The 26,347-nt window shown below is 71.7% G+C and carries 21 protein-coding genes; 8 read left to right on the top strand and 13 right to left on the bottom strand.

What is annotated here, in order from left to right:
- Positions 1-19: 19 nt before the first annotated feature.
- Genes ABZV34_RS15145 through ABZV34_RS15160 form a run of 4 tightly spaced genes read right to left on the bottom strand, consistent with a single transcriptional unit; the run spans position 20 to position 4,436 of the window.
- Positions 20-1,252, bottom strand: a complete 1,233-nt coding sequence (locus ABZV34_RS15145; RefSeq protein ID WP_356275445.1) for a glycosyl hydrolase — start codon at positions 1,250-1,252, stop codon at positions 20-22.
- Positions 1,253-1,290: 38 nt separating this feature from the next.
- Positions 1,291-2,202 (bottom strand): carbohydrate ABC transporter permease, encoded by a 912-nt coding sequence (locus tag ABZV34_RS15150; protein WP_356275448.1) that lies wholly within the window; start codon positions 2,200-2,202, stop codon positions 1,291-1,293.
- A complete protein-coding gene (locus tag ABZV34_RS15155; protein ID WP_356275451.1) occupies positions 2,199-3,137 on the bottom strand; it encodes a sugar ABC transporter permease in 939 nt (312 codons plus the stop codon). The genes ABZV34_RS15150 and ABZV34_RS15155 overlap by 4 nt, the downstream gene beginning before the upstream one ends.
- A gap of 6 nt (positions 3,138-3,143) precedes the next feature.
- Positions 3,144-4,436, bottom strand: coding sequence for a sugar ABC transporter substrate-binding protein (locus tag ABZV34_RS15160; protein ID WP_356275454.1), 1,293 nt, complete (start codon positions 4,434-4,436; stop codon positions 3,144-3,146).
- Positions 4,437-4,657: 221 nt separating this feature from the next.
- Between ABZV34_RS15160 and ABZV34_RS15165 the strand changes: the two genes are divergently transcribed.
- Together ABZV34_RS15165 and ABZV34_RS15170 are read left to right on the top strand one after the other, a co-directional pair.
- Positions 4,658-5,704 (top strand): LacI family DNA-binding transcriptional regulator, encoded by a 1,047-nt coding sequence (locus tag ABZV34_RS15165; RefSeq protein WP_356275458.1) that lies wholly within the window; start codon positions 4,658-4,660, stop codon positions 5,702-5,704.
- Positions 5,705-6,044: 340 nt separating this feature from the next.
- Entirely contained in the window at positions 6,045-6,785 is a 741-nt protein-coding gene (locus tag ABZV34_RS15170; RefSeq protein ID WP_356275461.1) for an alpha/beta hydrolase, read from the top strand.
- A gap of 309 nt (positions 6,786-7,094) precedes the next feature.
- Here ABZV34_RS15170 and ABZV34_RS15175 read toward each other — a convergent pair whose 3' ends face one another.
- The gene (locus ABZV34_RS15175; protein WP_356275464.1) at positions 7,095-9,440 is read right to left on the bottom strand and encodes an alpha-L-fucosidase; all 2,346 of its coding nucleotides are present in this window, start codon (positions 9,438-9,440) and stop codon (positions 7,095-7,097) included.
- Between the two features lie 254 nt (positions 9,441-9,694).
- Between ABZV34_RS15175 and ABZV34_RS15180 the strand changes: the two genes are divergently transcribed.
- On the top strand, positions 9,695-11,038 hold the full coding sequence (locus tag ABZV34_RS15180; protein WP_356275467.1) for an amidase: 1,344 nt from the start codon (positions 9,695-9,697) through the stop codon (positions 11,036-11,038).
- 76 nt (positions 11,039-11,114) lie between these two features.
- Here the strand turns inward: ABZV34_RS15180 and ABZV34_RS15185 are convergent, their stop codons facing one another.
- Positions 11,115-11,597, bottom strand: coding sequence for a GNAT family N-acetyltransferase (locus ABZV34_RS15185; protein WP_356275470.1), 483 nt, complete (start codon positions 11,595-11,597; stop codon positions 11,115-11,117).
- Between the two features lie 61 nt (positions 11,598-11,658).
- Positions 11,659-11,781: a hypothetical protein gene (locus ABZV34_RS15190; protein WP_356275709.1), complete on the bottom strand. Its 123-nt coding sequence runs from the start codon at positions 11,779-11,781 to the stop codon at positions 11,659-11,661.
- Between the two features lie 544 nt (positions 11,782-12,325).
- On the opposite strand from ABZV34_RS15190, the gene ABZV34_RS15195 reads away from it, so the two are divergent.
- The 3 genes from ABZV34_RS15195 (at position 12,326) to ABZV34_RS15205 (ending at position 14,893) form a co-directional block, all read left to right on the top strand.
- Positions 12,326-13,510: a permease gene (locus ABZV34_RS15195; protein ID WP_356275473.1), complete on the top strand. Its 1,185-nt coding sequence runs from the start codon at positions 12,326-12,328 to the stop codon at positions 13,508-13,510.
- 95 nt (positions 13,511-13,605) lie between these two features.
- Positions 13,606-14,061, top strand: coding sequence for a hypothetical protein (locus tag ABZV34_RS15200; protein WP_356275476.1), 456 nt, complete (start codon positions 13,606-13,608; stop codon positions 14,059-14,061).
- 25 nt (positions 14,062-14,086) lie between these two features.
- Positions 14,087-14,893, top strand: coding sequence for an SDR family oxidoreductase (locus ABZV34_RS15205; RefSeq protein ID WP_356275479.1), 807 nt, complete (start codon positions 14,087-14,089; stop codon positions 14,891-14,893).
- A 193-nt stretch (positions 14,894-15,086) separates the two neighbouring features.
- Here ABZV34_RS15205 and ABZV34_RS15210 read toward each other — a convergent pair whose 3' ends face one another.
- From ABZV34_RS15210 to ABZV34_RS15230, 5 genes are all read right to left on the bottom strand, one after another.
- Positions 15,087-16,610: an SDR family NAD(P)-dependent oxidoreductase gene (locus tag ABZV34_RS15210; protein WP_356275482.1), complete on the bottom strand. Its 1,524-nt coding sequence runs from the start codon at positions 16,608-16,610 to the stop codon at positions 15,087-15,089.
- A 116-nt stretch (positions 16,611-16,726) separates the two neighbouring features.
- Complete coding sequence (locus ABZV34_RS15215; protein ID WP_356275485.1) at positions 16,727-18,058, bottom strand: wax ester/triacylglycerol synthase family O-acyltransferase; 1,332 nt, start codon at positions 18,056-18,058, stop codon at positions 16,727-16,729.
- Positions 18,059-18,459: 401 nt separating this feature from the next.
- Entirely contained in the window at positions 18,460-19,719 is a 1,260-nt protein-coding gene (gene glgC / locus ABZV34_RS15220) for a glucose-1-phosphate adenylyltransferase (RefSeq protein WP_356275488.1), read from the bottom strand.
- A gap of 80 nt (positions 19,720-19,799) precedes the next feature.
- Complete coding sequence (gene glgA / locus ABZV34_RS15225) at positions 19,800-20,951, bottom strand: glycogen synthase (protein WP_356275689.1); 1,152 nt, start codon at positions 20,949-20,951, stop codon at positions 19,800-19,802.
- A gap of 74 nt (positions 20,952-21,025) precedes the next feature.
- Entirely contained in the window at positions 21,026-21,805 is a 780-nt protein-coding gene (locus ABZV34_RS15230) for a (2Fe-2S)-binding protein (protein ID WP_356275491.1), read from the bottom strand.
- 211 nt (positions 21,806-22,016) lie between these two features.
- Here ABZV34_RS15230 and ABZV34_RS15235 point away from each other — a divergent pair, with 211 nt between their 5' ends.
- The gene (locus ABZV34_RS15235) at positions 22,017-23,228 is read left to right on the top strand and encodes a DMT family transporter (RefSeq protein WP_356275494.1); all 1,212 of its coding nucleotides are present in this window, start codon (positions 22,017-22,019) and stop codon (positions 23,226-23,228) included.
- Here the strand turns inward: ABZV34_RS15235 and ABZV34_RS15240 are convergent.
- On the bottom strand, positions 23,218-24,423 hold the full coding sequence (locus ABZV34_RS15240) for a transglycosylase family protein (RefSeq protein ID WP_356275497.1): 1,206 nt from the start codon (positions 24,421-24,423) through the stop codon (positions 23,218-23,220). The two genes, ABZV34_RS15235 and ABZV34_RS15240, sit on opposite strands and share 11 nt — an antisense overlap.
- 375 nt (positions 24,424-24,798) lie before the next feature.
- Between ABZV34_RS15240 and gndA the strand changes: the two genes are divergently transcribed.
- Entirely contained in the window at positions 24,799-26,238 is a 1,440-nt protein-coding gene (gene gndA, locus ABZV34_RS15245; RefSeq protein WP_356275500.1) for an NADP-dependent phosphogluconate dehydrogenase, read from the top strand.
- Positions 26,239-26,347: the final 109 nt, after the last annotated feature.

The raw sequence follows: 26,347 nt of genomic DNA on the forward strand, positions 1-26,347 counted from the left end.
GAGGACGGGTGGGGACGGGCTACTCGGTGACCTGATCGGGTGTGACGACTTCGGTGATGCCACGGGCCGCGAGGTGTTCCTTGTCGTCGGCGCGGCTCGCGAGAACGGTGGTGGGACGGGCGCCGTCGGCGGTCAGCCGGGCGAAGGCCTCGAAGACGGGGCCGCCGGGGGCGCAGCCGGAGCGGCCCGGCGCGGTGTCGACGACGAGGGCGGTGGTGCGTGCGCAGGGCCGGTGCGCCCGTCCCTCGCCGACGATGCGGGCGAGGGTCCGTGCGGCGGGCTTGGGCCGCCGGTCGCTCGTCAACAGGCCCAGGCTGTACTCGAGTTCGGGGAAGTCGGCGAGGTCACGGCTGACGTCGTGCGAGCACCACCAGGTGACGCCCCACAGGTCGGGGCAGTCGAGCGCGTTCGCGACGGTCGCCTCGGTGAAGGCGGCCGCGTGCTCGGCCGGGATCAGCGGGGCGGGAGCGCCGACCTCCTGGAGCCAGACCGCCCGGCCTGGATCGTCGGCCCAGGCCTTGGAGAGCTCGACGAGGTACGCGGCGTGGTGCTCGGTGGCGACGCCCCGGCGGCCGTGCCGCTGGGCCGTCCCGTTGAACACCCAGGAGTGGACGGCGGTGAGGGCGCCGAGCCGGGCCGAGTGCTCCGGCGTGAAGGGCTGGTCGTCCTGGTACCAGGCGGCGTCGTAGGAGGCGTGCAGATGCGTCTTGCCGGGAGCGCCCTCCTCACAGGCCGCGAGCAGGCGGGTCAGCCATGCCCCGGCCTGCTCGGGCGTGATGCGGTCCGGGTCGGGATGCGGCCCGGCGGCGAACTGGTTGACCTCGTTGCCGATCGTCATGCCGATGAAGTTCGCCCGGTCGGCGAGGGCGGAGGCCAGTGTGCGCAGGTACTCGGCCTCCGCCTCGACGACCTCCGGGGCGGTGAAGATGTTCCGCCGGTGCCAGGTCCGGGTCCACGCGGGCAGGAAGTCGAAGCTCGACAGGTGCCCCTGCAGTCCGTCCACGTTGACGTCGAGTCCGCGTTCGGCCGCGGCGTCGGCGAGCGCCACGAGCTGTTCGACGGCGCGCGGGCGGATCAGGGTGCGGTTGGGCTGGAAGTAGGGCCACAGCGGGAAGACCCGGATGTGGTCGAGACCGAGCGCGGCGATCGAGTCGAGGTCCGCGCGTACGGAGTCGAGGTCGAAGTCGAGCCAGTGGTGGAACCACCCCTCGCTCGGGGTGTAGTTGACGCCGAAGCGCACGGCAGAGGACATGCGGGATCCTTGCGAATCGGAAGGACGGACGGACGGTCTCAGCCCTTGACCGCGCCCTCGCCCACACCGCGGAAGAAGTACCGCTGGAGACAGGCGAAGAGGGCGATCAGCGGTGCCACCGCGATGATCGTGCCCGCGGCGACGAGCCGTTCGTCGTTGGCGAACGTGCCGTGCAGGTAGTTGAGGCCGATGGTGAGGGTGAACTTGGAGGGATCACTGAGCACGATGAGCGGCCACAGGAAGTCGTCCCAGGCGCCCATGAAGGCGAAGATGGCGACGACGGCCAGGGTTCCCTTCACCGACGGCAGCGCGATCCGCAGGAACCGCTGCCAGACGTTCGCCCCGTCGACGTAGGCCGCCTCCTCGATCTCGTAGGGGAGGTTGAGGAAGGCGTTGCGCATCAGCAGCACGTTCATCGCGCCGACGCAGCCGGGCAGGACCACACCGATGAGCGTGTTGTTCAGGCCGAGTTCCCGCATGGTGGTGAACTGGGCGATGATGATGCCCTCGACGGGGACCAGCATCGCGAGGATGAAGACGAGCGTCGCCACCCTGCGGCCGCGGTAGCGCAGCCGGGCCAGGGCGTACCCGGCGAGGGCCGAACCGACGCAGTTCGTCACGACGTTGGCGCCCGCGACCCTGAGCGAGTTCACGGCGTAGTCCCAGACGGGGATGGTGTCGGCGACGCGCTGGTAGTTGTGCAGCGTCGGGTGGCCGGGCAGGAGCGCCGGCGGCGAGTCGAAGATGTCCTCGGTCGGGCCCTTGAGCGACGTGGACAGCTGCCACAGGAACGGACCGACGGTGAGGGCGAGGACGGCGAGCAGCAGCAGGTAGCGCAGGGCGAGTTCCCCCACCCGGATCCGGCGGCCGTGCTCGTCGGTGACGCGGGGGCTGGGGCGCCGCTGTGGCGCCGGACGCTCCGCGGGTCGTACCTTCTCCAGCACGCTCACGCGTCCTCCTTCCGGTCGGCGCGCAGCACGAGCAGCATCAGCGCGACGGTGACGACGAAGACGACGACGGAGAGGGCGGAGGCGTAGCCCACCCGGCCGGTCAGTCCGGTGCCGGTGCGCTGGACCAGCATGACGAGGGTGGTGTCCTCGCCCGCCGGTCCGCCGTCCGGGCCTGCCATCAGGTACACCTCGGAGAACACCTTGAAGGCGGCGACCGAGGAGAGCGCGCCGACCAGCACCATGGTGGAGCGGACGGCGGGCACGGTGACGGTGAGGAAGCGGCGTACCGCCCCCGCGCCGTCGACCGACGCCGCCTCGTGCAGCTCGCGGGGCACGTTGGCGAGCGCGGCCAGGTAAATGATCATGTAGTAGCCGAGGCCCTTCCAGACCGTGACGGCCATGGCGCTCAGCAGAAGCAGCCACTGGTCGCTGAGGAAGCCGACCCTGCCGATGCCGACCGTCTCCAGCAGCGAGTTCACCAGGCCGCGTTCGTCCAGCAGCCACACCCAGATCAGGCCGACCACGACGATGGAGGCGACCACCGGGGTGTAGAAGGCCGAGCGGAAGAAGGTGATGCCGGGGATGTTCTTCTGGACCAGCAGGGCGAGCAGCAGCGGCAGCAGGACGAGCGCGGGGACGACCCCGACGACGTACAGCGCGCTGTTGCGCAGGCCGATCCAGAACATGTCGTCGTGCAGCAGCTCCCGGAAGTTGGCGAGTCCCACGAACGTGCCGGGGATCAGGGTGCGGCGGTCGGTGAAGGAGTTGACCACCGTCGAGACGAACGGGTACAGGATGAAGGCACCCGTGACCAGCAGTCCCGGCGCCGCGAACAGCCAAGGGCTGGACGGGAGCTGGCGTCGCACCCGGGAGGCCGCGCGGGGCGTCCGCGCACCGCGCCGCACGTCGCCGGACAGGGCCGAGGAACTCGCCATGCCGGATCAGCCCTGCTGCTGGAGGAGTCGGTCGCAGGCCTTGACAGCGTTGTCAAGAGCCGCCTCGGGGCTCTCCTTGCCCTGGAGCGCCTTGGCTACCTCGTTGCGCAGCGCGGTCTTCATCTGCTCACTGAACAGGACGGGCGTGTAATTGACCGCGTTCTTGAGGGACTTGGCTGCGGCGATCCGCACCCGCGTCTCGTCGCTCCCGTCCTCCTTGGTGAAGTACGGGTCGTCCAGCGAGCCGGCGGTGCTCGGGAAGATCGCGACCTTCTTGGCGAACGACATCTGGTTCCGCGCGTCGGTGACGAAGTGGGCGAAGGCGACCGCGGCCGGAGTGTGCTTGGTGCGCGAGTTGACCATCACGCCCATGACGTACATGTTCACCTTGCCGGTGCTGGTGATCTGGTCCGTGATGCCGATGTTCTTGTACAGGTTCGGCGCCTGCTTCTTGAAGTTGCCGAGGTCCAGGGCGCTGCCCGGGTTCATGGCGACGGCGCCGGTGAGGAACTTCTTGCCGGACGACTCCGGGGTCGCGGTGAGCGCCTGCGGGTCGAGCGCCTTGGCGTCGTACAACTCCTGGTACTTGGTGAGGAGTTCGACACCCTTGGCGTCGTTGAAGGCAAAGGCGGTGCCTTGCTTGTTCATCAGATCGACGCCGTAGCGGCCGAAGTCCTCGATGGTGGGGACGTTGGCGAGGGTGGCGACCTTGCCGTCGCTCTTGCCGGCCAGCCGCAGCGCGTCGGAGAACAGTTCGTCGTAGGTCGTCGGCGGCTTGGAGGCGTCGAGTCCGGCCTCCTCGAACAGCGACTTGTTGTAGAAGAGCGGGCCGGTGTTGAGGTACCAGGGGAAGGCGTACGTCCCGGTCATGCCCGGTACTTCGTGACCGGCCCAGGCGCCTGCCAGGTACTCCTTCTTGTACTGGGCGGCCGACTTGTCGAGGTCCAGAGCGAGGCCCGCCTTGGCGAGCGGGGCGACGAGGTCCGGGGAGACGTTCACGACGTCCGGCAGGGTGCCGCCGGCCGCGTCCGCGCTGATTTTGTCGGCGTAGCCCTCGGCGGGCTGGTCGACCCACTTCACCTGGGTGTCCGGGTACTTCTTCTCGAAGTCCGCGATCACACCCTCGAAGTACGACTTGAAGTTGGCCCTCAGGTTCCAGGTCTGGAAGGTGATGTCGCCCTCGACCTTGCCGGAGGCGTCCGTCGAGCCACCGCCGTCGTTCCCGGAGCCGCAGGCACTCAGCGGCAGGACGACGGCGACGGCGGCAGCGGCGGCGAGAACTCTGCGGGAGATGCGCACGGATGGGGCTCCTCTGCGGTGGGGGGCGAGTGGTGCCGGGGCAGACCTTGCACGCAACTCTCCTTAGTAGTCAATGGATTTGGATCAGCTAAACTCTTTAGTAAGGGAACATGGCAGGTCAGAGACGTGTGGTCGGCCTCTTGCAATCGATCACTAATGCGCTTTAGATTGCTTCAGCTCAAGCGCATTAGTGCGCGGTCTCAGCGGAACGGGGAGCAAGGTTGCCAGCCAGGCGGTCACCCGCGCGCCGGCCGACGATGAAGGACATCGCGCAGCGGGCCGGGGTCTCGGAGAGCGCGGTCTCCTTCGCTCTCAACGGCCGCCCCGGGGTCTCCGAGATCACCCGCGACCGGGTGCGCCGGGTCGCCGACCAGCTGGGCTGGCGGCCGAGCACGGCGGCCCGCGCGCTGTCCGGCGAGGGCGCGGCCACGGTCGGGCTCGTCGTCGCCCGTCCCGCCGACACCCTGGGCGTGGACTCGTTCTTCCTGCAGCTGATCTCCGGCATCCAGGAGGTCCTGGCCGAGCGGCATCTCGGGCTCCTCTTCCAGGTGGTGGAGGACGTGGACGACGAGTGCGCGGTCTACCGGCGCTGGTGGGCCGAACACCGTGTGGACGGGGTCCTGGTCGTCGATCCGCGGACCGACGATCCGCGCCCCGACCTGCTGGAGGAGCTGGGCCTGCCCGCGGTGGTGATCGGCGGTGTGCCGGACGCGGTCCACCCCGGGATGTCCACGGTCTGGGCGGACGACGCGGGCGCGATGGCCTCGGTGGTGGACGAGCTGTACGCGCTCGGGCACCGCCGGATCGCGCACATCGCGGGCTTGCCGGGGCTCGCCCACACCGAGCGGCGCATCCGCGCCCTGCGTGCGGAGGCGGAGCGGCGGGGGTTGTCCGAGGTGCGGTCACTGACCACGGACTACTCGGACGCCGAGGGCGCCGCCGTCACCCGCCGGGTCCTGGAGAGCGAGGCTCCGCCGACGGCGCTGGTCTACGACAACGACGTGATGGCCGTCGCCGGGGTCGCCACCTCGACGGAACTGGGCTTCCTGGTACCACGCGACGTGTCCGTCGTGGCCTGGGAGGATTCGGCGCTGTGCCGCATGGTCAGACCGTGGCTGTCCGCGCTCTCCCGCGACACCGTGGAGTTCGGGCGCACGGCGGCGCGGGAACTGACCGCGCTGCTGGACGGCGGCCCGGCACGGACGGTCCAGGTGCCGGTGCCACGGCTGATCGAACGGGAGAGCACGGGGCCGGCGGCCGGCGTCTGACACCGGGCCGGCGGCCCGGCCTCGGGGACCTGGGTACAGCGGTCGCCGGTGAGAACGGCCACGGCCGGCAGACGCACCGCACGGCGGTGTCGTCGAGGCTCACCGCAAGGCGGTCGGGCGAGTGGCTCCCTGTCCTTGGGCATCCGGCCACGGAGGCTCCGCGAAAAACCTGTTGGCGGACCACGGAGACCGCTGTTACTTTTCCGGAGGCCGTGCGAGAGAACGAGGAGGTGGTACCCGTGAACACAGTATCGACATGGGTGCTCCCCTCCGGGGTCACGGTCGGGCGATAGGTCGCGTCCGGGAGCGCCATTCCTGAGCACTCCCGAAAGGCACGACCATGCGACTCACTTCTGAACAGCACCTCGACGGCGGCGTCCTCGAGCGTGAATTCACCCTCGGCGAGATCCCCGGCATCCTGTGGACACCCGCGTCCGCGTCCCCGTCCACCCCGGCGCCGCTGATCCTGCTCGGCCATCCTCCCCTCGGGCTGCGCAAGATGTACCCCCGGCTGGTGGCCCGGGCCCAGCACTCCGCGGCGGACGGCTTCGCCACGGCGACCATCGAGCTCCCCGGGAGCGGCGACCGGCCCCGTTGGCCCGCCGCCGAGCAGGCCCGCGCCGACCTGCGCCAAGCGATGGCGGCCGGCGAGCCGGTGAGCGACGAGATCGTCGACGCTCTCGTCCTCCCACTGGTCGACCAGGCGGTCCCGGAATGGCAGGCCGCCCTGGACGCCCTCCTCTCGCTGCCCGAGATCGGCGGCCCGGTCGGGTACTCGGGGGGAGTGATCTCCATCGGCATCCGGCTGGCCGTGGTCGAGCCGCGCGTCTCGGCCGCCGTTCTGTTCGCCGGGAGTTTCGTGCCTCGCGCCCTGTTCGAGGAGGCGCGGCAGGTCAGCATCCCCCTGCACGTGCTGCTGCAGTGGGACGACGAAGGGAACAACCGGCAGGCGGCCCTCGACCTGTTCGACGTCTTCGGCTCCAGGGAGAAGTCCCTGCACGCCCATTTGGGCGGGCACGCCGGCGTCCCGCAGTTCGCGGGGGACGCCGCGGCCCAGTTCTTCGCCCGGCACCTGAAGTGAGGCCGGGCCTTCGGGTCAGCAGCGGACGGTAGCTGAGGCCGGCCGGCATGCCGCTCATCGAGGACAGGTCCCGGCCCTCCTCGATGGCGGTGGCCGGTCGACGGGCGGCGCCCGTCGACCATCGGTCAACCGTCAACCGTCAACCGTCAACCGTCAACCGTCAACCGTCAACCGTCAACGATGGTCCGGGGCCGGCCCGCAGCCGGTCCCCGGTCCGCGCGCGGATGCTCGGCAGGGGGTGGCCGCGGGCACAAGCGGACCGGTCGCGTGCGGCGACCCGGGAGTCACGGTCGCCGCACGGGATGGACGTCAGTCACGCCACTCCACCTTGAACACCCAGACGTACCGGCCGGACCTGCGGGCCGCCGTCGGCACGTCGATCACCAAAGCCCCGTTCCGTACCGTCCAGTTGAGCGGCCGGTCGTGGCCGAGCAGGGTCACCCGGTCACCGCCGCGGACCGGCACCGGCGCCTCGACGGTGAGGGTGGCGCCCGGCGCGGTCAGCGAGTGGATGTAGAAGGCCTCGTTCTGCCGCACGGTGAACCGCAGGTCCTCACCGAGCTGCGCCATCCGTGACCAGTACGTCGTGTCGTAGATCGCCTCGCCGTTGGTCTTCAGCCACCGGCCGGTCTCCCGCAGCCGGGTCTGCATGATCTCGGGGATGGTGCCGTCGGCGCGCGGCCCGATGTCGAGCAGGAGGTTGCCGTTCTTGGACACGATGTCGACCAGGCTGCGGACCACCTCCTCGGCGGTCATGTAGGCGGTGTCGGGGGTGGCCCGGTTGTAGCCGTAGCTGAACGGGTCGAGGCCCCGGCTGGACTCCCACTTGGCGACGACGGTGTTCTCGTAGGTCGTGTACTCGGGGGTCGTGAAGTCGTGGAAGCCGATGCCCGAGCGGTTGTTGACGGTGACCTCGTAGGGCTTCGGCCGGTTCTTGCCGTGGTTGAAGTACTCGGCGAGCACCCGCTGGCTGTCGTTGGCGCCGCCGATGTCGCACCAGATGACGGACGGGTCGTAGCCGTGGATCAGTTCGAGCATCTGAGCGGCCTGATAGTCCTTCACATAGTCCTTGCCGGCGGTGTATCCGGTGTACGGGACCGGTTCCTGGGTGTACGGATTGCGCGGGGCGTGGCCCGACCAGGGGTTGTCGGGGTTGAACCACTCGGGCATGGAGAAGTACAGGCCGCGGTGCAGCTCGGGCGTGAACCGCTTTGAGGCGTCGAAGAGTTCGCGGACCAGGTCCCGCCCCGGGCCCATCTTCACGGCGTTGCGGTCGGATACCCGCGTGTCCCACAGGGCGAAGCCCTCGTGGTGTTTGGCGGTGAGGACGTGGTACTGGGCGCCGGCGTCCCGGAACAACTCCACCCAGGCGCGCGGATCGAAGCGCTCGGCCGTGAACATCGGGATGAAGTCGTCGTAGGCGAAGTTCTCGCCGTACCTCTCCCGGTGGTAGGCGTACACCGCGTTGTCCGGGCTCTGGAGGTGGTTCCAGTACCACTCGGCGTACTGTTCGCCCACCGGTGACCAGGCGGGCACCGAGTAGACGCCCCAGTGGATGAAGATGCCGAACTTGGCGCGGTGGAACCAGTACGGGGCCTGGTGGCCGGCGAGGGACTCCTCGGTGGGGCGGTAGTCGGGCACGCCGAGGGTCAGGGTGCGGCGGACGGCGGCCGCCTGTCGGCCGCGGCCTTCGACGACCACCGTTCCCTCGTGTGCGGTGCCGGGTGCCGTGCCCACCCGGTTGCGGATGCCGACACGGACCCGCGCCTGCTCGCCGGGGTCCAGGCGGGTCACCCGCGCGGGCTCCACGGTGCGGGCCCCGGGCACCTCGACGCCGACCGTCACCCGGTCGCCCGCGAGGACGGCGACCGTTCCGGCGTTGACGACGGTGGCCTCCACGCTCTGCGCGCCGGTCGACTCCAGCAGCGAGAAGGTGGTGTGCGCGTCCCGCAGGGCCAACGCCCGTCCTTGGGCCACCGGTTGGAGGGAGAGGGCGAAGACGTGCAGTGAGGTCTGGTTCTCCCCGGCCGGCCGGGTGGTCGGCAGGGTGAGGGCGACCGCCTCGCGCCGCGGGTCGACCCAGACCTCCGCCGTGCCGATCCCGACGCTGTGCTCGTCCTTGCCGCCGTCCGGCCGGTAGCGGTACGGGGCGGACAGCGAGCCGCCCGTCGCGTACCAGTCCGCGCCGCCGAGTCCGGCGGTCGTCGTCGAACCGTCGGCGTAGTGCACGGTGGCCGTGCCGGAGGCGTCGCCGTAGCTGCCCGCCGTGAGGAACAGGGCCGAGAGGTAGTGGCCACGGGGGAGGTCGAGGCGCTGGCCGAGGGCGACCACGTTGTTCCGGGTGCCCTCGGCGGAGGACGGGAAGAGGAAGGCGATGCCGTCCACCTCGACCGGGCCTTCGGGGAGTTCCTCGCCGGGGAAGGTGTAGCCCGAGCCGTCGAAGTCGCCGCCTGGGGCGGCCGCGCGGCCGAGGCCGTCGTTGTCGAAGTGGGCGTCGAGCGGTACGGGGAGCGGGGCGGGGACGGGAAGCCACTGCCCCGCCCGCCCATCGGCCGTTTCGGCGGCCCGTGCCCCGGTCGCGGCGGTGAGGGGAAGAGCCGTCGCGGCGACGGCCGCGGCGGCTCCCAGAACCTGACGTCTTGGATACGTACTCATGAGCGGCCCCAATTCATCGGATGTCTGATGATGAGACGGGTTCCGATGGCTGTCAACGAGGCCTGAACACGGGCAAGTTGCGGTAGTGGTCGGATGACCTGGCATCGCGGCCGGACCGCGGGGCGGTCTCCCTGTGAAAAGCCCCGGGGAACCGGGGTGAATGTCCCGGCGCGGCGGCCCTCGACGCGGCACCCCACGGCCCGGCACAGTGCTCCTCGTACTCACCAGTAATTCCCCGTCCCCGAGGAGCACCCGTGAGCAGTTGGGCCGGCCGGACCGCCACCGAGATCGCCGCAGCCGTCCGCGAGAAGCGGATCACCCCCCGCGAGGTGGTGGCCGAGCACCTCGCCCGGATCGAGCGGTTCGACGCCCGGGTCGGCGCCTTCCGGCTCGTACGGTCCGAAGCGGCCCTCGCGGAGGCCGACGCGCTCGCCGCCCACCCGGACCTGGCCGAGCTCCCCCTCGCGGGCGTGCCCGTGGCCGTCAAGGACAACCTGCCGGTACGCGGCGAGTCCTGTCGGCAGGGCTCCGCCGCGACCCCGGACACCGCCGCCGAGCAGGACCATGTCACCGTGGCGCGGCTGCGCGCGGCGGGCGCCGTGGTGGTGGGCCTGACGAACGTGCCCGAGCTCTGTGTCTTCGGCACCTCGGACAGCGTGTACGGCATCGCCCGCAACCCGTGGGACACCTCGCGCACGGCCGGCGGCTCCTCGGGCGGCGGCGCGGCCGCCGTCGCCGCCGGGATGGTGCCCCTCGCGCTGGGCAACGACGGGATGGGGTCGCTGCGCATCCCGGCGGCCAACTGCGGCCTGGTCGGTCTCAAGCCGGGGCACGGCACGGTCCCGGCCGGCATCGGCCACGGCGACTGGTTCGGGATGGCGGAGAACGGGCCGCTCGCGACCACCGTGGCGGACGCCCGGCTGATGCTGGCGGTCCTCGCGGGCACCGAGGCGGTACGGCCCTCCGGGGACCTCGTCCGGAAGGTGGCGGTCTCCGTACGCAGCCCCCTGGCCGGTGTGACCGTGAGCCGCCCGTACGCGACGGCGGCCCGGGAGGCGGCCGTGCTGCTGGCCGGGGCGGGTCACCGGGTGCGGCCCTCCGACCCCCCGTACCCGCTCTGGCTGGGCACCACCTCGCTCGCGCACTGGACGGCGGGGACCGCGGTGGACGCCGCGGACCTCGACCCGCGGCGGCTCAGCCGGCGCACGCGGGTGCACGCCGCCGTGGGGCGCCGCTTCGTGGCCGGTGTGCGTACGGGTGAGCGGCGTGAGCAGTTGCGCGCGCGCCTGACGCCGTTCTTCGAGGAGCACGACGTGCTGCTGACCCCCGCGCTGGCCCGGCGGGCACCGGCCGCCGCGGCCTGGCACGAGCGGGGCTGGCTGCGCAACCTGCTGGCCAACACGAACTACTCGCCGCTGACTCCGCCCTGGAACCTGACCGGCTGGCCCGCGATGGCGGTGCCGTTCGGCACCCTGCCGGGCGGCGCCCCGTGCGCCGTCCAGCTCGTCGGGCGGCCCGGCTCCGAACCGGAACTGCTGCAGCTCGCTGGACAGTTGGAGGAGCTGCGGCCGTGGAGGCGGACGGCGCCGCTGGACTGAGGCCGGTCGGCGTCACCGGCCCGGCGGGAAGGGACGGACCCGACCGCCGGGAACCGCCCCGGCCGGGAACCGCTTCTCAGAGCGCGCGGTACATGATGTGCAGTCCGACGCGCCCGTGCCGGGGGTGCTCGTAGGCGTCCGGCACGGTCGCCAGGACGGTGAAACCGAGTGAGGTCCACAGTGCGACGGCGGGGTTGGTCTCCACGACGGCGTTGAAGACCATGCCCCGGTATCCGTCGGCCCTGGCGGCGGTCAGGACGTGCTCGGCGAGAGCACGGCCGATGCCGCGCCCCGCGTGGTCGGGGTCGACCATGAATCCGGCGTTGGCGATGCGGTCGGCGGGGCCGCCGTAGTTCGGGGTGACGAAGGCCGAGCCGACGACCGTGCCGGCGGCGTCCTCGGCGACGTACACGCGCTTGCCCGGCGCCATCCACAGCGCCCGGGCCGCTTCGGCCGGGGTGTCGGGGTCCCAGGTGTAGCTCTCGCCCGCGGCGACGATGCGGTGCCAGAAAGGCCAGATCCGCGGCCAGTCGTCGGTCACGGCTTCTCTGATCGGCATGGGCGTGAGTCTGACACGCCCATGCCGTCAGCTGTCGCGAGGGGGTTTCGCGCCGGGTCGGTCAGTCGACGCTGGGCAGGATGTGGGGTTCGGCGAGGTCGTCCTCGTAACCCGCGAGGCGGATCGGCGCGGACCTGGCCCACACGTCGAGGCTTCCCAGCTTCTTCTCGGGCCGGCGGCCCACGCGCTCCGTGCGTTCCTTGGGGCGATCGCTATTCGTCTTCTCCGGTGTCACCGCGCACTCCTTATGTGTCGGGTCACCCTCGGGACGTGCAAGGGCCAGTCTGTTTCCGGCCGCCTGACGCCCGCTCGGGTCTGAGTCGAAGGCAGTTAGGGACGCGGTGGCGCCGGTAACTCGTGTGAGAGCAGGCCGTGGTGACCGGCTGTCCCGGGACGGACCATGGGTGTGGGTGGGACCCCTTCAGGCTGTCCGTCGGTACAGGGTAACCAAATGAGCGGATGCCCGCTCTATGGGGCTGAAAACAAGAGGTAACCGTCTCGCGTCGATCGGCGTCCCCCAAGCGCTGATCTGCGTCTATTTGGTGACGTATCGCCCCTCCGCATCACTCGTTCGGCGTAGCGATCGCACCCACCGCCGCCCCCGGGCGAATCCGCGGATTCGCGTCGACACCCCCGCCGACCCGCCGGAACACTCCGCGATTCATACCCCCAGGGGGTACAGTCGCGCGGACGGTCAGGAAGTCGCCCACCGGGAGAGAGCGAAGCCGATGCACGCGATCCTGCACGCGCTGTCCATCGCCGGGTCGATGACCTGGGAGATCACCTGGGCGCTGATCCTGGGATTCGCCCTGTCCGCCGTCGTCCAGGCGGTGGTGCGGCGCGCGACGGTCGCGCGGCTGCTCGGCGACGACCGGCCGCGGACGCTCGTACTGGCCGCCGGGCTCGGAGCGGCGTCCTCGTCCTGCTCGTACGCGGCCGTGGCGCTCGCGCGCTCGTTGTTCCGCAAGGGTGCGAACTTCACCGCGGCGATGGCGTTCGAGATCGCCTCCACCAATCTCGTGGTCGAACTCGGCGTGATTCTCGCCCTGTTGATGGGCTGGCAGTTCACCGTCGCCGAGTTCGTCGGCGGCCCGGTCATGATCGTGGTACTCGCCGTGCTCTTCCGGATGCTGCTGCGCGAGCCGCTGCTGCGGCAGGCCCGGGAGCAGGCGGACCGGGGACTCGCCGGGTCCATGGAGGGGCACGCGGCGATGGACATGTCGGTGCGGGGTGAGGGCTCCTTCGGACGCCGCCTGTTCTCCGGCGCGGGCTTCACCTCTGTCGCACATGTGTTCGTCATGGAGTGGGCGGCGATCCTGCGCGACCTGGTGGGCGGTCTGCTGATCGCCGGCGCCATCACCGCCTGGGTGCCCGACTCCTTCTGGCGTTCCTTCTTCCTGGACGGACATCCGCTCGCCGCGAAGCTGGTCGGACCCCTGATCGGGCCGCTCGTGGCGATCGCCTCCTTCGTGTGCTCGATCGGGAACGTGCCGTTGGCCGTCGTGCTGTGGAAGGGCGGCATCAGCTTCGGGGGCGTGGTCGCGTTCGTCTTCGCCGACCTGCTGATCCTGCCGATCCTGCACATCTACCGGAAGTACTACGGCCTGCGGATGACGGGCTTCCTGCTGGCCACCTTCTACGGGGCCATGGTGTTCGCCGGGTACGTCGTGGAGATCCTCTTCGGCGGCCTCGGGCTCGTCCCCGACCAGGCCGACGCCCGGATTCCCATGGAGGGCGTCTCCTGGGACTACACGACCTGGCTCAACATCGCCTTCCTGCTGCTCGCGGCGGCACTGGTGTGGCGCTTCCTGCGCACCGGCGGCCCGATGATGCTGCGGGCCATGGGCGGCTCACCGCAGGCGGAGGAGCACCCGGGCCACGGAGGTCATGACCACCCGCACGGCCACCGCTGAACACGGCGCGCAGTTCAGGTCCCGTTGGCCGGTTCGCAAGCCGGCCATGTTGTGCTGGCGCCCGGCAACGGCTTTTCTCGCGGAAGGACCGACGCATGGAGCTGCGCAGCGTCGAGGAGCTGATGGATCTGCTGCACGCCTGCCGGGGCACCCGGCACACCGCGGACGGCGGCGGCGGCCCGGTGGATGTGCACGACCACGCGCTGCAGACCGCCGCTCTGCTGCGCCGGAGCCATCCCGCCGACAAGGAACTCCAGGTGGCGGGTCTGGTCCACGGCATCGGCCGGCTGCTGCGCCCCGGCGACGCCACCGCGCACGCCCGGCTGGCGCCGGAATTGGTGGGACCGCTGCTCGGCGACCGCGTCTCGCGGCTGGGGCGCCTCCACTCCGGCGGCCGTCCGGACCCCCGTGACACCGACGACGCGCTGAGCCTGCGCCAGGCCTGCGACGCGGGCCGGGTCGCCGGACTCGACGCCGGGGTGCTGGAGGACTGGCGCACGGTCGTGGAGCTGGTGGCGTCGCAGAACTCCCGGCTCGGGGCTGTCGACTGACGGTCCGTCATGAGACGGTACGCGGATGACGTCACCGTACGGGCTGCGGGGCAGGGCCGCCATCGTCACCGGAGCCTCCCGCGGGATCGGGCTGGCCGTCGCCGAGGAGCTCTCCCGGGCGGGGGCGCGGGTGTGCGTGACCGCCCGGGACGCGGACGCGGTGGGCCGGGCGGCCGAGCGGCTCGGCGGGGTCGCGCTCGCCGGTTCGGTCGCCGATCCGGCGCATCTGAGAGCCGTGACCGAGCTGACGCTGCGCGAGTTCGGGCGCATCGACCTCGTGGTGAACAACGCCGCGACCAATCAGCCGTACGGCCCGCTCATGGACGTCGACCCGGACCGCTGGCGGGCGGCGTTCACCGTCAACGTCGAGGCCGCGCTGCGGTTGGCGCAGTACGCCTGGCACGGCTGGATGGGCGAGCACGGCGGCGCGATCGTGAACGTGTGCACGGAGGGCGCGGACCACGCGGGGCCCCATGTCGGCGCGTACGGCACCAGCAAGGCGGCCCTGCTGCACCTCACCCGGCAGCTCGCGGGCGAACTGGCCCCGGGGGTCCGGGTCAACTCCGTCTCCCCCGGTCTCGTCCGCACCGAGATGGCGCGCTTCGTCTGGGAGGACTCCGAGGACGAGCTCGGCGCCGGGCTCCCGCTGGGCCGTATCGGCCGGCCCGAGGACGTCGCGCGGGCGGTGGTGTGGCTGGCCTCCGACGCCGCCGAGTGGATCACGGGCGCCGACCTGCTGGTCGACGGCGGGACCCGGGTCCGGGCCGCGCGCGGGGCCGGCCAGGCCCTGCACGACCGTCTGCGCTCCCGCGCACCGGACGGCGGACACTGAGACCCGCGTGTGCGCCGTGAGCGCCTTCCGGGCCCCGCCGTCACCGCGGCGCCCTTCCCCGGGGTCCGGTGGTCCGAAGGCGCCGGAGAGGTCCGCCGAGGCCTGCGCCGGGAACGGTCCGGGGGCGGCCTCACCCGTCGCCCGCGATCACCCGCGGCCCGCGCACGGGCGGGACTCCCCTTGGCGGCCGGGACTACCACTTGCCGGGCGCGTAGTCCTTCATGAAGACCCCGTAGAGCTCCTCGCCCTGCTCGCCGCGCACGATCGGGTCGTACACCCGGGCCGCGCCGTCGACGAGGTCGAGGGGGGCGTGGAAGCCCGCGTCGGCGAGGCGCATCTTGTCGGGGTGCGGACGCTCGTCGGTGATCCAGCCGGTGTCGACGGCGGTCATGAGGATGCGGTCCTTCTCGAACATCTCCTGGGCGCTGGTGCGCGTGAGCATGTTCAGGGCGGCCTTGGCCATGTTGGTGTGGGGGTGGCCTGCGCCCTTGTAGCCGCGGTTGAAGACGCCCTCCATCGCGGAGACGTTCACGATGTACGTCCGCTCGGCCCCCGCGGCCGCCATCGCCGCGCGCAGGCGGCTGATGAGGATGAACGGCGCGGTGGAGTTGCAGAGCTGGACCTCGAGCAGCTCGACCGGCGTGACCTCCTCGACGGCCTGGATCCAGCTGTTGGTGTCGTGCAGGTCGGGCACGAGGCCGCCGGCGTCGATGGCCGTACCGGCCGCGATCCGCTCCAGCGACGCGGATCCGGACACCAGCGCGAGGTCCGTGACGTCCTGGGCGGTCAGCGCGCCGCCGCCGGGGACCGGGAGCGCGGCCACCGCGCCGGAGCCGAAGGTGCCGATGACCTCGGCGGGCGGCAGCTCACCGGCGGGCAGCGGGCCGGACTCTGCGGCGAGCAGTTCGCCGTAGGCCTGGGGCGAGCGGCGCACGGTCTGGGCCGCGTTGTTGATCAGGATGTCGAGCGGGCCCGCGGCGGCGACGGAGTCGGCGAGCGCGACGACCTGGGCCGGGTCGCGCAGGTCGATGCCGACGATCTTCAGGCGGCCGATCCACTCGTCGCTGTCGGGCATGGCCTTGAAGCGGCGGATCGCGTCGTTCGGGAAGCGGGTGGTGATGGTGGTGTGGGCACCGTCACGCAGCAGCCGCAGCGCGATGTACATGCCGATCTTGGCCCGGCCGCCGGTGAGCAGCGCGCGCCTGCCGGTGAGGTCGGTGCGGGCGTCGCGGCGGGCGCGGTTCTCGGCCGCGCAGTTCTGGCAGAGCTGGTGGTAGAAGTAGTCGACCTCGACGTAGCGCGACTTGCAGATGTAGCAGGAGCGCGGGCGCTGGAGTATCCCCGCGATCTCGCCGGCGTCGGTGACGGACGAGGGCAGGATGCCCTCGGTCTCGTCGTCGATGCGCTGGGCGGAACCGGTCGCGGTGGACTCGGTGACGGCCTTGTCGTGGGCGGTCTTGGCGGCCCTGCGATCCTGGCGGCGGCGCTGCTTCACCGTGCGGTAGACGCCCGCGGTGGCACGGCGCACGGCGATGGCGTCGGGGTGGTCGACGTCGATCCTGTCGAGCTCGTCGAGCACGCTGAGGCAGACGGCCAGCCGCTGCGGGTCGATGCCCGGCCCGTACGCCTCCGCTGCCACGTCGACGGCGGAAGCCGCCCGGTCGTCCTCTGCCGTGTCCACGGCGAGAGCCGCCTGGCCGTCCTCTGTCACCGTCATCGCCGTTGCCGCTTCCTGGGGTTTCGCGCCGCGCTCGAACCGCGCTCGCTTTCGAAGGCGGAATTTTACGTGAGCAAGGGGGCAAGGCGCCAAACCCGCGATGATCACCGGCCCGCTCAGGGGCCGCAGGCGATGATCAGCGTCTCCACCTCCTCGGTCAGCGCGCGGGCCAGCCGGTGCAGGTCCGGCACGGCCTCCGCGTCGGCGACGAGCCCGTAGTGGACCCGCCCGCGGAAGGTCGAGACCGCCACCGCCAGTGCCTGGCCGCGGGCCAGCGGAGCGAGCGGATAGACCTCGGCGAGCGGGCAGCCGCCGAGCTTCAGGCCCAGGCTGGGCAGCGGCACGCTGGTGACGAGGATGTCGAAGAGCAGCCGGGCCGCCTGGCCGACGACGGGGCCGCCGAGACGATGGCCGAGCGGCGGCACGTGGTCGGCGAGCAGCGCCACGGCGCCCGCTCCCCGGTTGGGGCCCGCGTCCTTGTTGCGGTCCATGGCCGTACGCACCGCGCGCAGCCTGCCGACCGGGTCCGGGTCGTCCACCGGAAGCCGTATCAGGTAGCCGGAGAGCCGGTTGCCCTGTGGGTGCGCGGTGCGCGGGCGGCGCCTGGAGACGGGGATCAGGGCGCGGGGCGCCACGCCCTCGCTGCCGTCGCCGCGCTCGTCGAGCCAGCTGCGCAGGGCGCCCGCGACGACGGCGATCAGGACGTCGTTGACGGTGCCGCCGACGCTCTTGCGGACGCGGTGCACGTCGTCCAGGTCGAGGGAGACGCCCGCGATGCGGCGGGTGCCGGTGGGGCGCGAGGTCAGCGCGGGTGAGGAGCGGACGCCGAGGGTGGCGCGGGCGACCGAGGTACCGATGTCCAGGGCGCGGCCCACGTCGGAGAGGGTGCCGCGGACGAGTCCCGGCAGCTTGCGGACGTCCGGGAAGAGCCCCCGTGGCGGCTCCGCGGGCCGCGGGCGGGGTTCCGGCATGTCCACCGGGTCCATGAGGGCGGCCGCGAGCATCAGCGCCCGCAGCCCGTCGGCCAGGGCGTGGTGGAACTTGAAGAACACGGCGAACGAGGTGCCGTCCCCGCCGGGCAGGACATGCGCCTCCCAGGGCGGCCGGCCGCGCAGCAGCGGGCGCTCCATGAGCCGTCCCGCCGCCGTGTGGAAGTCCGTGGTCGGCGCGTGCAGCCGGACGTGGTCGAGGGGGTCGAAGTGGGGCGCGGGTTCCCGGGTCGCGCTTCCGAAGGTCGGCGGATAGACGAGAGGCCGCCAGACGTCGCGGATCCGCATGCGCAGCCCGGGGACCCCGACCGCGCGGGCCGCGAGCAGGTCGGCGGCGTGCGCGCCCGCCGCGGGCGAGGGCGCCGTGAAGACACCGAGGGCGCCGAGGTGCATCGGGTGCTGGGCGGACTCGATGTTCCAGAACGCCAGGTCGAGTGGTGCGAGGAGATCGGAAGTCAAGGGCTTGCTCTCGCGTCGACGACGGTTGAGCAAGCAGTCAAACCCCGAGAGGCGATTACGGTCAAGTACGATCAAGCTACGCACAGTTAACAGCAGATTAAGCCCGGCCCCTGAAAGGGGGGTCGGACACAAGGGACACTTGAGGTCAGTTCACACCCAAGAGCCCCAAAGGGCCCTCGGAACCCCAGCCGGACGGCTCAGCGCCGAGAGTGAACGCGTCGCACGGAGACCTCACCCGGCGGCCGGGACCGGACGCGTACGCCCATGCGAAGCGCTCGCCGCGCACGGCCGTGCGGGGCATCAAAACCGTACGGCCGTACGAGGATCGGCCGGATTTCCGGATGTCCGCACGCCCCGGCGCCCCTGACCGGGTGGTCGTCGGTCCGGGTGGTCGGGCGGGTCTACGACACGAGCCGGCCCTTCCCGAGCGCGATCACCCCGTTTCCGGAGACCGTGTAGAGCTCCGCGTCCCGCTCGGGGTTGACGCCGATCGTCGCGCCCGGGGGCACCTCGACGTTCTTGTCGAGGACCGCGCCGCGCACCACCGCGCCACGCCCTATGCGGACGTTGTCGTGCAGGACGGAGCCCTGGACCACGGCGCCCGGGTCGACGAGGACGCCCGGCGACAGCACCGACCGCGTGACCTGCCCCCGGATCAGACAGCCCGCGCTGACGATCGACTCACTCGCGATGCCCCCGGCGCTGAATCTCGCGGGCGAGAGCTGTCCCGAGTGCGTGTAGACGGGCCACCTGCGGTTGTAGAGGTTGAAGGCGGGACGTTCGGCGATCAGGTCCATGTGGGCGTCGTAGTACGCGTCGAGCGTCCCGACGTCGCGCCAGTACCCCTGGTCCCGGGTCGTCTCCCCGGGGACGTGGTTCTCGCTGAAGTCGTAGAGCCGCGCCTCGCCGCGCTCGGTGAGCATGGGCAGGATCGACCCGCCCATGTCGTGCACCGAGTGCTCGTCCTCGGCGTCCCGCTGGAGCGCCTCCACCAGGGCCTTGGTGGTGAAGATGTAGTTGCCCATCGAGGCGAAGACGCACCCGGGGTCGTCGGGCAGTCCCGGCGGGTCGGCGGGCTTCTCCAGGAATCCCCGCACGGTCTGCCCGTCGGAGCCGGGGGTGATGACACCGAACGAGGAGGACTCGGTGCGCGGCACCCGTATCCCCGCCACGGTCACGCCCGCGCCGCTCTCGATGTGCTGGGCGAGCATCTGCCGCGGGTCCATGCGATAGACGTGGTCGGCGCCGAACACCGCGATGTAGTCGGGCCGTTCGTCGTACACGAGGTTGAGGGACTGCAGGATCGCGTCCGCGCTGCCCAGGTACCAGCGCGGGCCGAGCCGCTGCTGGGCGGGGACCGGCGTGACGTAGTTGCCGAGCAGGCTCGACATCCGCCAGGTCGTCGTCACATGCCGGTCCAGCGAGTGCGACTTGTACTGCGTCAGGACGCAGATGCGCAGGATGTCCGCGTTGACGAGATTGGAGAGCACGAAGTCCACCAGGCGGTAGGTTCCGCCGAAGGTGACCGCGGGTTTCGCGCGGTCCGCGGTGAGGGGCATCAGACGCTTGCCCTCTCCCCCCGCGAGTACGATTCCCAGTACGGAAGGTCCCTCCCCCAGGTCCCGGCTCCACTCGCCCAGGGGGTGTCCCGTTCGCCGCATGCCGCCGCCCCTCTACGCCCGCTCGGGCCGCGTCCGGTTGCCGGACGGGACCCTGTTGCCGAAGTACGCCTCTTCGATGGTTACCCCGCTTTGAGGACTTCCTCGTACAACTGGACGGTCCTTCGGGCCACCGCGTCCCAGCCGAACTCCCGTACCGCGCGCTCCTGTCCGGCCTCGCCCATCCGCCGGGCGGCCGCGGGATCGGCGAGAACCGAGTCGAGGGCGCGCGCCAGACCGGCCTCGAAGTCCTCGTCCACCGGCACCAGTACGCCCGTCACCCCGTCCTCGACGACCTCCGGGATGCCGCCGACCCGGGACGCGACGACCGCCGTTCCGCAGGCCATCGCCTCCAGGTTGACGATGCCGAGCGGCTCGTAGACCGAGGGGCAGACGAACACGGCCGCGTGCGTGAGGAGTTGGATGACGTCCGGGCGCGGCAGCATCTGCGGGATCCAGTGCACCCCCTCGCGGACACCGCTCAGCTCCTCGAAGAGTTCACGGAACTCCCGCCCGATCTCCGGGGTGTCGGGGGCGCCCGCGCACAGCACCACCTGCACGGCCGGATCGATGTCCCGTACCGCCCGCAGGAGTTGGGGTACGCCCTTCTGCCGGGTGATGCGGCCGACGAACAGTACGTAGGGGCGGCCGGTGTCGACGCCGACGCGGTCGAGGACGTCCGTCCCGTGGTCCGGCCGGTAGAGGGAGGTGTCGATCCCGTTGTGCACGACCCGCACCTTCGCCGGGTCCAGGGCCGGATAGCAGGTCAGGATGTCCTCGCGCATGGCTCCCGAGACGGCGATGACGGCGTCGGCGGACTCGATGGCGGTGCGCTCGGCCCAGCTGGAGAGGGCGTAACCGCCGCCGAGCTGCTCGGCCTTCCAGGGGCGCAGCGGCTCCAGGGAGTGCGCGGTCATCACGTGCGGGATGCCGTACAGCAGCTTGCCGAAGTGGCCGGCGAGGTTGGCGTACCAGGTGTGCGAGTGGACGAGTTCGCGGCCTTCGAGGGCGGCCGCGATGGCGAGGTCCACGGAGAAGGTACGCAGGGCGTCGTTGGCGCCGTCGAGCGAGGACCAGGGCCGGTGGCGCACGACGCCGCCCGCCGAACCCTCGCCCCAGCAGTGCACGTCCAGCTCGGTGAGCGCACGCAACTCCCGGGCGAGGAACTCGACATGGACGCCCGCGCCGCCGTACACGTCCGGCGGATACTCCCGGGTCAGCAGTCCCACTCGCACACAGAACCCCCCGTCGTTCCGGTCGGTGTCCCTCATGGTCACCCACAAGGAGCGCGCGCGGAAGACCACGGTCCTCAGGAACGGGGCGCTGTTCCCCGGCGGCCCCCCGCGCCGTCCGGCGGGCGGCCCGGCGGGCGGTCGAAGCAGCAGTCGCCGCAGAGACCGCCGCCGGGCAGGCGGTAGTAGAGGCAGCAGCTGCGGCGGCGGAGCGTGCGGGGATCGAGGGTGCCGGCCAGACCGGGTCCCTGGAGAAGGCCGACGGCGAGGGTGCGGGCCCGGTCGGCCACGTCCGTACGGCCGTGGGCCCGCGCCCAGCGGTCCACCTGGCGCCAGGCGCCCGCCAGCGCCGAGGCCGCGTTTCCCCGCAGCAGGCCCCGCGAGACGCGGTACCGGCACCGCAGGGCGGTCTCCAGCGGGCCGAGATGGCCGTCGCGTACGACCGTCCCGATCGCGCTCACCGGCAGGGCGCGCACCTCGGACAGCCACAGGTCGTCCGGAGCGCTGCCGTCCGGGTCCCAGCGCAGCAGTTGCGGATCGAGGTCGGGCAGGTGCCCGTAGACCGCCGCCGCGCCCAGCGCGATCGACCAGAGGCGGGCCGCCAGCGCCTGCTGCGCCACCGACACCGCGATGCGGGGCTCCGGGGCCCGCAGACCCTCCGCGACTTTCCGGACACGGAAAATTATCGGATCCCCGTAAACCTCTCCAGGGTGATCGACTTCCGGCGCCGCGTACGTCCGGGCGAGGGTCGGCAGCGGCCCGCGCGGCGGCACGCCGGTGCGTAGTACGGAGAAGCCGCCGAGCGCGTCGAGCGCCGCGAGATCGGGGTCGAGGTCCACGAAAACCAGTAGTACCAAGCCCCCTAGGGGATTTCACCGCCGGGCCTCCCCCTCGTGTCGCCCACCCAGGGGAGGACACGGCGCGTGTCGTACTCCATCGGCAGTAGTACGCATTGCCTGCTCAGGTACGACGACGTGAGGGGGCCGGACGAGGGATCGTAGTCACCATGAAGGCCGATCGTTCGCCGCGCCGGGCACCGCGTCCACGCCGCACGCAGAGGAGGGACTCATGAGCGCGCTCGCGCTGTCCGTCCTGCTCTCGTTCGTCTCCGCCGTCGCGTACGCGGGTGGCGCCATCGTGCAGGAGCAGGTCGCGCTGACCTCTCCCGACCAGACGTACGCCCCGCTGCGTCGTCCCGGCTGGTGGGCGGCCGTCGCCCTGTCCGGCCTCGGCGGCGTGCTGCACGTGGTGGCGCTCGCCTACGGGCCGCTGAGTCTGGTGCAGCCGCTGGGCGCGCTGACCATCGTGTTCGCCCTGCCGATGGCGGCGGTCTTCGTCGGCCGCAGGGCCGGGGCGACCGCCTGGCGCGGCGCGATCATGGCCACGGTGGGTCTCGCGGTCCTGCTCGCGCTGGTCGGCTCGGCCGACGCGCAGTCCCTGAGCACCACCCAGCGCACGGTGCTGGCCGTGGTGGCCGGCGGCGCGGTGGTGGCGTTCATGGTCGCGGGCCGCGCCGCGCACCGGCACCCGGCCGTGCGCAGTACGCTGCTCGCGGTGGGATCGGGCACGGCCTTCAGCATGTCCTCGGTGTTCACCAAGACGGTCGCGGTCGACTGGGAACACCGGGCCTCGCTCTCCGACCTGCCGAGCCTCGCGCTCATCGCTGTCTTCGCGACAGCCGGGATGCTGCTGTCGCAGGCCTCCTACCGCGGCGGCGGCCTCGCCGCGCCGCTGGCCACGCTGACGGTCGTGAACCCCGTCGTCGCCGCCGCCGTCGGCATCACGATGTTCGGTGAGACGTTCCGCTACGGCGAGACGGGCACCGTGCTCGCACTGGCCTGCGGGATCGTCGCCGCGGGCGGTCTGATCCTCCTCACGACGGAGCAGATCGGCAGCACCCGGCGTCCCGCCGAGGACGCCCTGGCCGAGGACGCCCCGGCCGGGGACACGGAGTCCGCGGCCGGGCCGGACGACACGGCCACCGCCGTCCCCGCGACGCCGGACCCCGTCGAGGAACTGCTGCTGCTCGCCGTCCTGCCCGACCAGACCGTCCCCCCGGCCCGCGCGGGCGACGCCGGTCGTGAGAACGGGATCGCCGGGGGGCACGGCGAGGACGCCCTCGTACCCCGCGTACCGGCGTCGGTGACGGCGCCGTCCCCGGAGAGCGCGTCACCGCAGGACGCGCCGTCCGGATACGTGGCTGGTTTTGGCCCTCTGTACGCGGCGTACATACCGACGACGCCGCTCCCGACGCCCCGGCGCACCCGCGTCAGATCCTGACGCCGCCCGCCCGCAGGTACGCCAGCGGGTCGACGTCGGTACCGAAGCCGGGCCCGGACCGCACCTCGAAGTGCAGATGCGGGCCCGTGCTGTTGCCCGTGGACCCGGAGCGGCCGATGCGCTGCCCCTCCCCCACGCTCTGGCCGTCCTTCACGGAGATCGCCGAGAGGTGGGCGTACTGGGTGTAGCGGCCGTCGGCGTGCCGGATGACCACCTGGTAGCCGAACGAGCCGCCCCAGCCCGCGCTGACGACATGGCCCGCGGCGACCGCCTTCACCGAGGTGCCGGTGGGCACCGGGAAGTCGACGCCCGTGTGGTAGCCCTTCGACCAGGACGCGCCCGCGGCGTGGTACTGCGTCCCCGTCGCGGCGTTCACGGGGGCGACCAGGGTGTGCCGCTCGGTGGAGCGGTCCGGGGTGGTCTTGTGCGGGGTGGTCTTGTGCGGGGTCGTCTTGTGCGGGGTGCTTCTGTGCTCCGCGGGCTGCTTCACCGGCGCGCTCGGCGTGTGCACGGGGGCCTGGGCCTTGCCGTGCAGGTCCAGGCGCTGGCCGGGGAGGATCAGGTCGGGGTCGGAGCCGACGGTCGCGCGGTTCGTGTCGTACAGCCGGTGCCATCCGCCCTCGACGTGCCGGGAGCCGGCGATGCCGGAGAGCGTGTCGCCGTGGACGACGGTGTACATCTCGGCCGTGCCCGCGTGCGACTGGGGTGTGGTCTGCGGCTTCACGTCACGGACGGAACGCTTGACCGGCTGCGGCGACGCGCTCGCGGTGGCCGCCCGCGGGGAGCCGCCGGACGGGTCGACGGCGGGGGTGCCGCCGCCGCGGGTGAGGCCCGCGCGCACCGAGCAGACCGGCCAGGCTCCGGGCCCCTGGCCCTTCAGCACCTTCTCGGCGACGGCGATCTGCTGGTCCTTGGTGGCCTGATCCGCCCGGTGGGCGTAGACCTTGCCGCCGTACGCCTCCCAGGTGGACTGGGTGAACTGCAGTCCCCCGTAGTAGCCGTTGCCCGTGTTGATGCTCCAGTTGTCGCCGGACTCGCAGGCGGCGACCTTGTTCCAGGTGTCCACGTCGGCCGCGTGCGCCACGCCGGTGGCGATGAGCGGGAGAGCCATTCCGGCACCGCCCGCCGTGACGGTGAGTGAGGCGCGGTTGATCCTGTTCGGCTGATACCGGCGGTGCCGGCCGCGTACGGCCATGTGGGAGCCCCCTCGACATGCGTCAGGAGCGGCAAAAGTAAACGCTGCGAACAGGCCAGGACAAGACGGCAATCGGCCTTGCTGCGCCGGGGGCCGCCCGGGTGGCCGGCGGTCCGCGCCCGCCCTCTCCCCGGGGAACGCCACTCGCGGCAGAGCGGCGTGCGCGGCGATCGGAAACACCGGGTGATATCTCTCGTGTGGAGATCGCCCGCGCCTCGCCGCGTCGACGGCTGAGGTACCGGGGGGTTGTTCTGCGTACACATCCTCGACGCGTCAGGATGGCCCGTGGCGATGACGGCCAGAGGCGATACTGACGAGCACGACCGGCACTACCGAATACAGGACCTCTTACAGGACCTTTTAGGAGCCAACCGTATGAGCACTTCAGCCCAGATCGGCGTCACGGGTCTCGCGGTCATGGGGCGCAACCTCGCCCGCAACTTCGCACGCAACGGCTATACGGTCGCCGTGCACAACCGCACCGTGGCCAAGACGAACGCGCTGGTGGAGGAGTTCGGTCACGAGGGCGGATTCGTGGCCGCGGAGACGGCGAAGGAGTTCGTGGCGGCGCTGGAGCGGCCGCGGCGCCTGGTGATCATGGTGAAGGCGGGCGAGCCGACCGACGCGGTGATCCAGGAGTTCGCCCCGCTCCTCGAGCCCGGCGACATGATCATCGACGGTGGGAACGCGCACTTCGCGGACACCCGGCGCCGGGAGCGCGAACTGCGCGGACAGGGCATCCACTTCGTCGGCACCGGTGTCTCCGGCGGCGAGGAGGGCGCGCTGAACGGGCCGAGCATCATGCCCGGCGGCTCGCCCGAGTCGTACGAGTCGCTCGGTCCCATGCTGGAGAAGATCTCCGCGAAGGCCGAGGACGGCGCCCCGTGCGTGACGCACGTCGGCCCCGACGGCGCCGGACACTTCGTCAAGATGGTCCACAACGGCATCGAGTACGCCGACATGCAGCTGATCGGCGAGGCCTACCAGCTGCTGCGTGACGTCGCCGGGTACTCCCCCGCGCAGATCGCCGACATCTTCCGCACCTGGAACACCGGCCGCCTCGACTCCTATCTGATCGAGATCACGGCGGAGGTCCTGTCGCACGTGGACGCGGCGACGGGCAAGCCGTTCGTGGACGTGGTCGAGGACCGCGCCGAGCAGAAGGGCACGGGCCGCTGGACCGTGCAGATCGCGCTCGACCTGGGAGTCCCGGTCTCCGGTATCGCGGAGGCGGTCTTCGCGCGCTCGCTGTCCGGGCACGCCGATCTGCGGGCGGCCTCGCGCGGCCTCGCGGGCCCCACGGCGCAGCAGCTCGACGAGGTCGACGCGGCGGCCTTCGCCGACCGGGTGGAGCAGGCGCTGTACGCCTCGAAGATCGTGTCGTACACGCAGGGCTTCCACGAGATCACCGCGGGCAGCGACGAGTACGACTGGAACATCGACCTCGGCGCGGTCGCCTCGATCTGGCGTGGCGGCTGCATCATCCGGGCGGCGTTCCTGAACCGTATCCGTGCCGCCTACGACGCCCGGCCGGACCTGCCGAGCCTGCTGTCCGACGACACGTTCGCGCAGGAGATCGCGGCGGCCCAGGACGACTGGCGCGAGGTCGTGGTGGCCGCCACCCGCCAGGGCGTGCCGACGCCCGGATTCTCCGCGGCCCTGGCCTACTACGACGCGCTGCGCGCCGAGCGGCTGCCCGCCGCGCTGACCCAGGGACAGCGCGACTTCTTCGGGGCGCACACCTACCGGCGTACGGACCGGGAGGGCTCGTTCCACACGCTGTGGGGCGACGACCGGTCGGAGGTCGAGGCGTAGGCGCCGTCCACGCCATGGGCGAGGCCGTCACACCCCCTCGGTCGGGGGTGTGACGGCCTCGTCATGTCGCTCGCCGGATGTCCCGGCCGTCTCCGCGCGGCGGATGTCC

It is taken from the genome of Streptomyces sp. NPDC005195 (assembly GCF_040608315.1).
Lineage (GTDB): Bacteria > Actinomycetota > Actinomycetes > Streptomycetales > Streptomycetaceae > Streptomyces > Streptomyces kaempferi.

Bases quoted from the DNA above. Each gene is read 5' to 3' on its own strand.
- ABZV34_RS15145 (WP_356275445.1), bottom strand. From the start codon at position 1,252: ATGTCCTCTGCCGTGCGCTTCGGCGTCAACTACACCCCGAGCGAGGGG.
- ABZV34_RS15155 (WP_356275451.1), bottom strand. From the start codon at position 3,137: ATGGCGAGTTCCTCGGCCCTGTCCGGCGACGTGCGGCGCGGTGCGCGG.
- ABZV34_RS15170 (WP_356275461.1), top strand. From the start codon at position 6,045: ATGCGACTCACTTCTGAACAGCACCTCGACGGCGGCGTCCTCGAGCGT.
- ABZV34_RS15175 (WP_356275464.1), bottom strand. From the start codon at position 9,440: ATGAGTACGTATCCAAGACGTCAGGTTCTGGGAGCCGCCGCGGCCGTC.
- ABZV34_RS15185 (WP_356275470.1), bottom strand. From the start codon at position 11,597: ATGCCGATCAGAGAAGCCGTGACCGACGACTGGCCGCGGATCTGGCCT.
- ABZV34_RS15195 (WP_356275473.1), top strand. From the start codon at position 12,326: ATGCACGCGATCCTGCACGCGCTGTCCATCGCCGGGTCGATGACCTGG.
- ABZV34_RS15200 (WP_356275476.1), top strand. From the start codon at position 13,606: ATGGAGCTGCGCAGCGTCGAGGAGCTGATGGATCTGCTGCACGCCTGC.
- ABZV34_RS15205 (WP_356275479.1), top strand. From the start codon at position 14,087: ATGACGTCACCGTACGGGCTGCGGGGCAGGGCCGCCATCGTCACCGGA.
- ABZV34_RS15210 (WP_356275482.1), bottom strand. From the start codon at position 16,610: ATGACGGTGACAGAGGACGGCCAGGCGGCTCTCGCCGTGGACACGGCA.
- glgC (WP_356275488.1), bottom strand. From the start codon at position 19,719: ATGCGGCGAACGGGACACCCCCTGGGCGAGTGGAGCCGGGACCTGGGG.
- ABZV34_RS15235 (WP_356275494.1), top strand. From the start codon at position 22,017: ATGAGCGCGCTCGCGCTGTCCGTCCTGCTCTCGTTCGTCTCCGCCGTC.
- ABZV34_RS15240 (WP_356275497.1), bottom strand. From the start codon at position 24,423: ATGGCCGTACGCGGCCGGCACCGCCGGTATCAGCCGAACAGGATCAAC.
- gndA (WP_356275500.1), top strand. From the start codon at position 24,799: ATGAGCACTTCAGCCCAGATCGGCGTCACGGGTCTCGCGGTCATGGGG.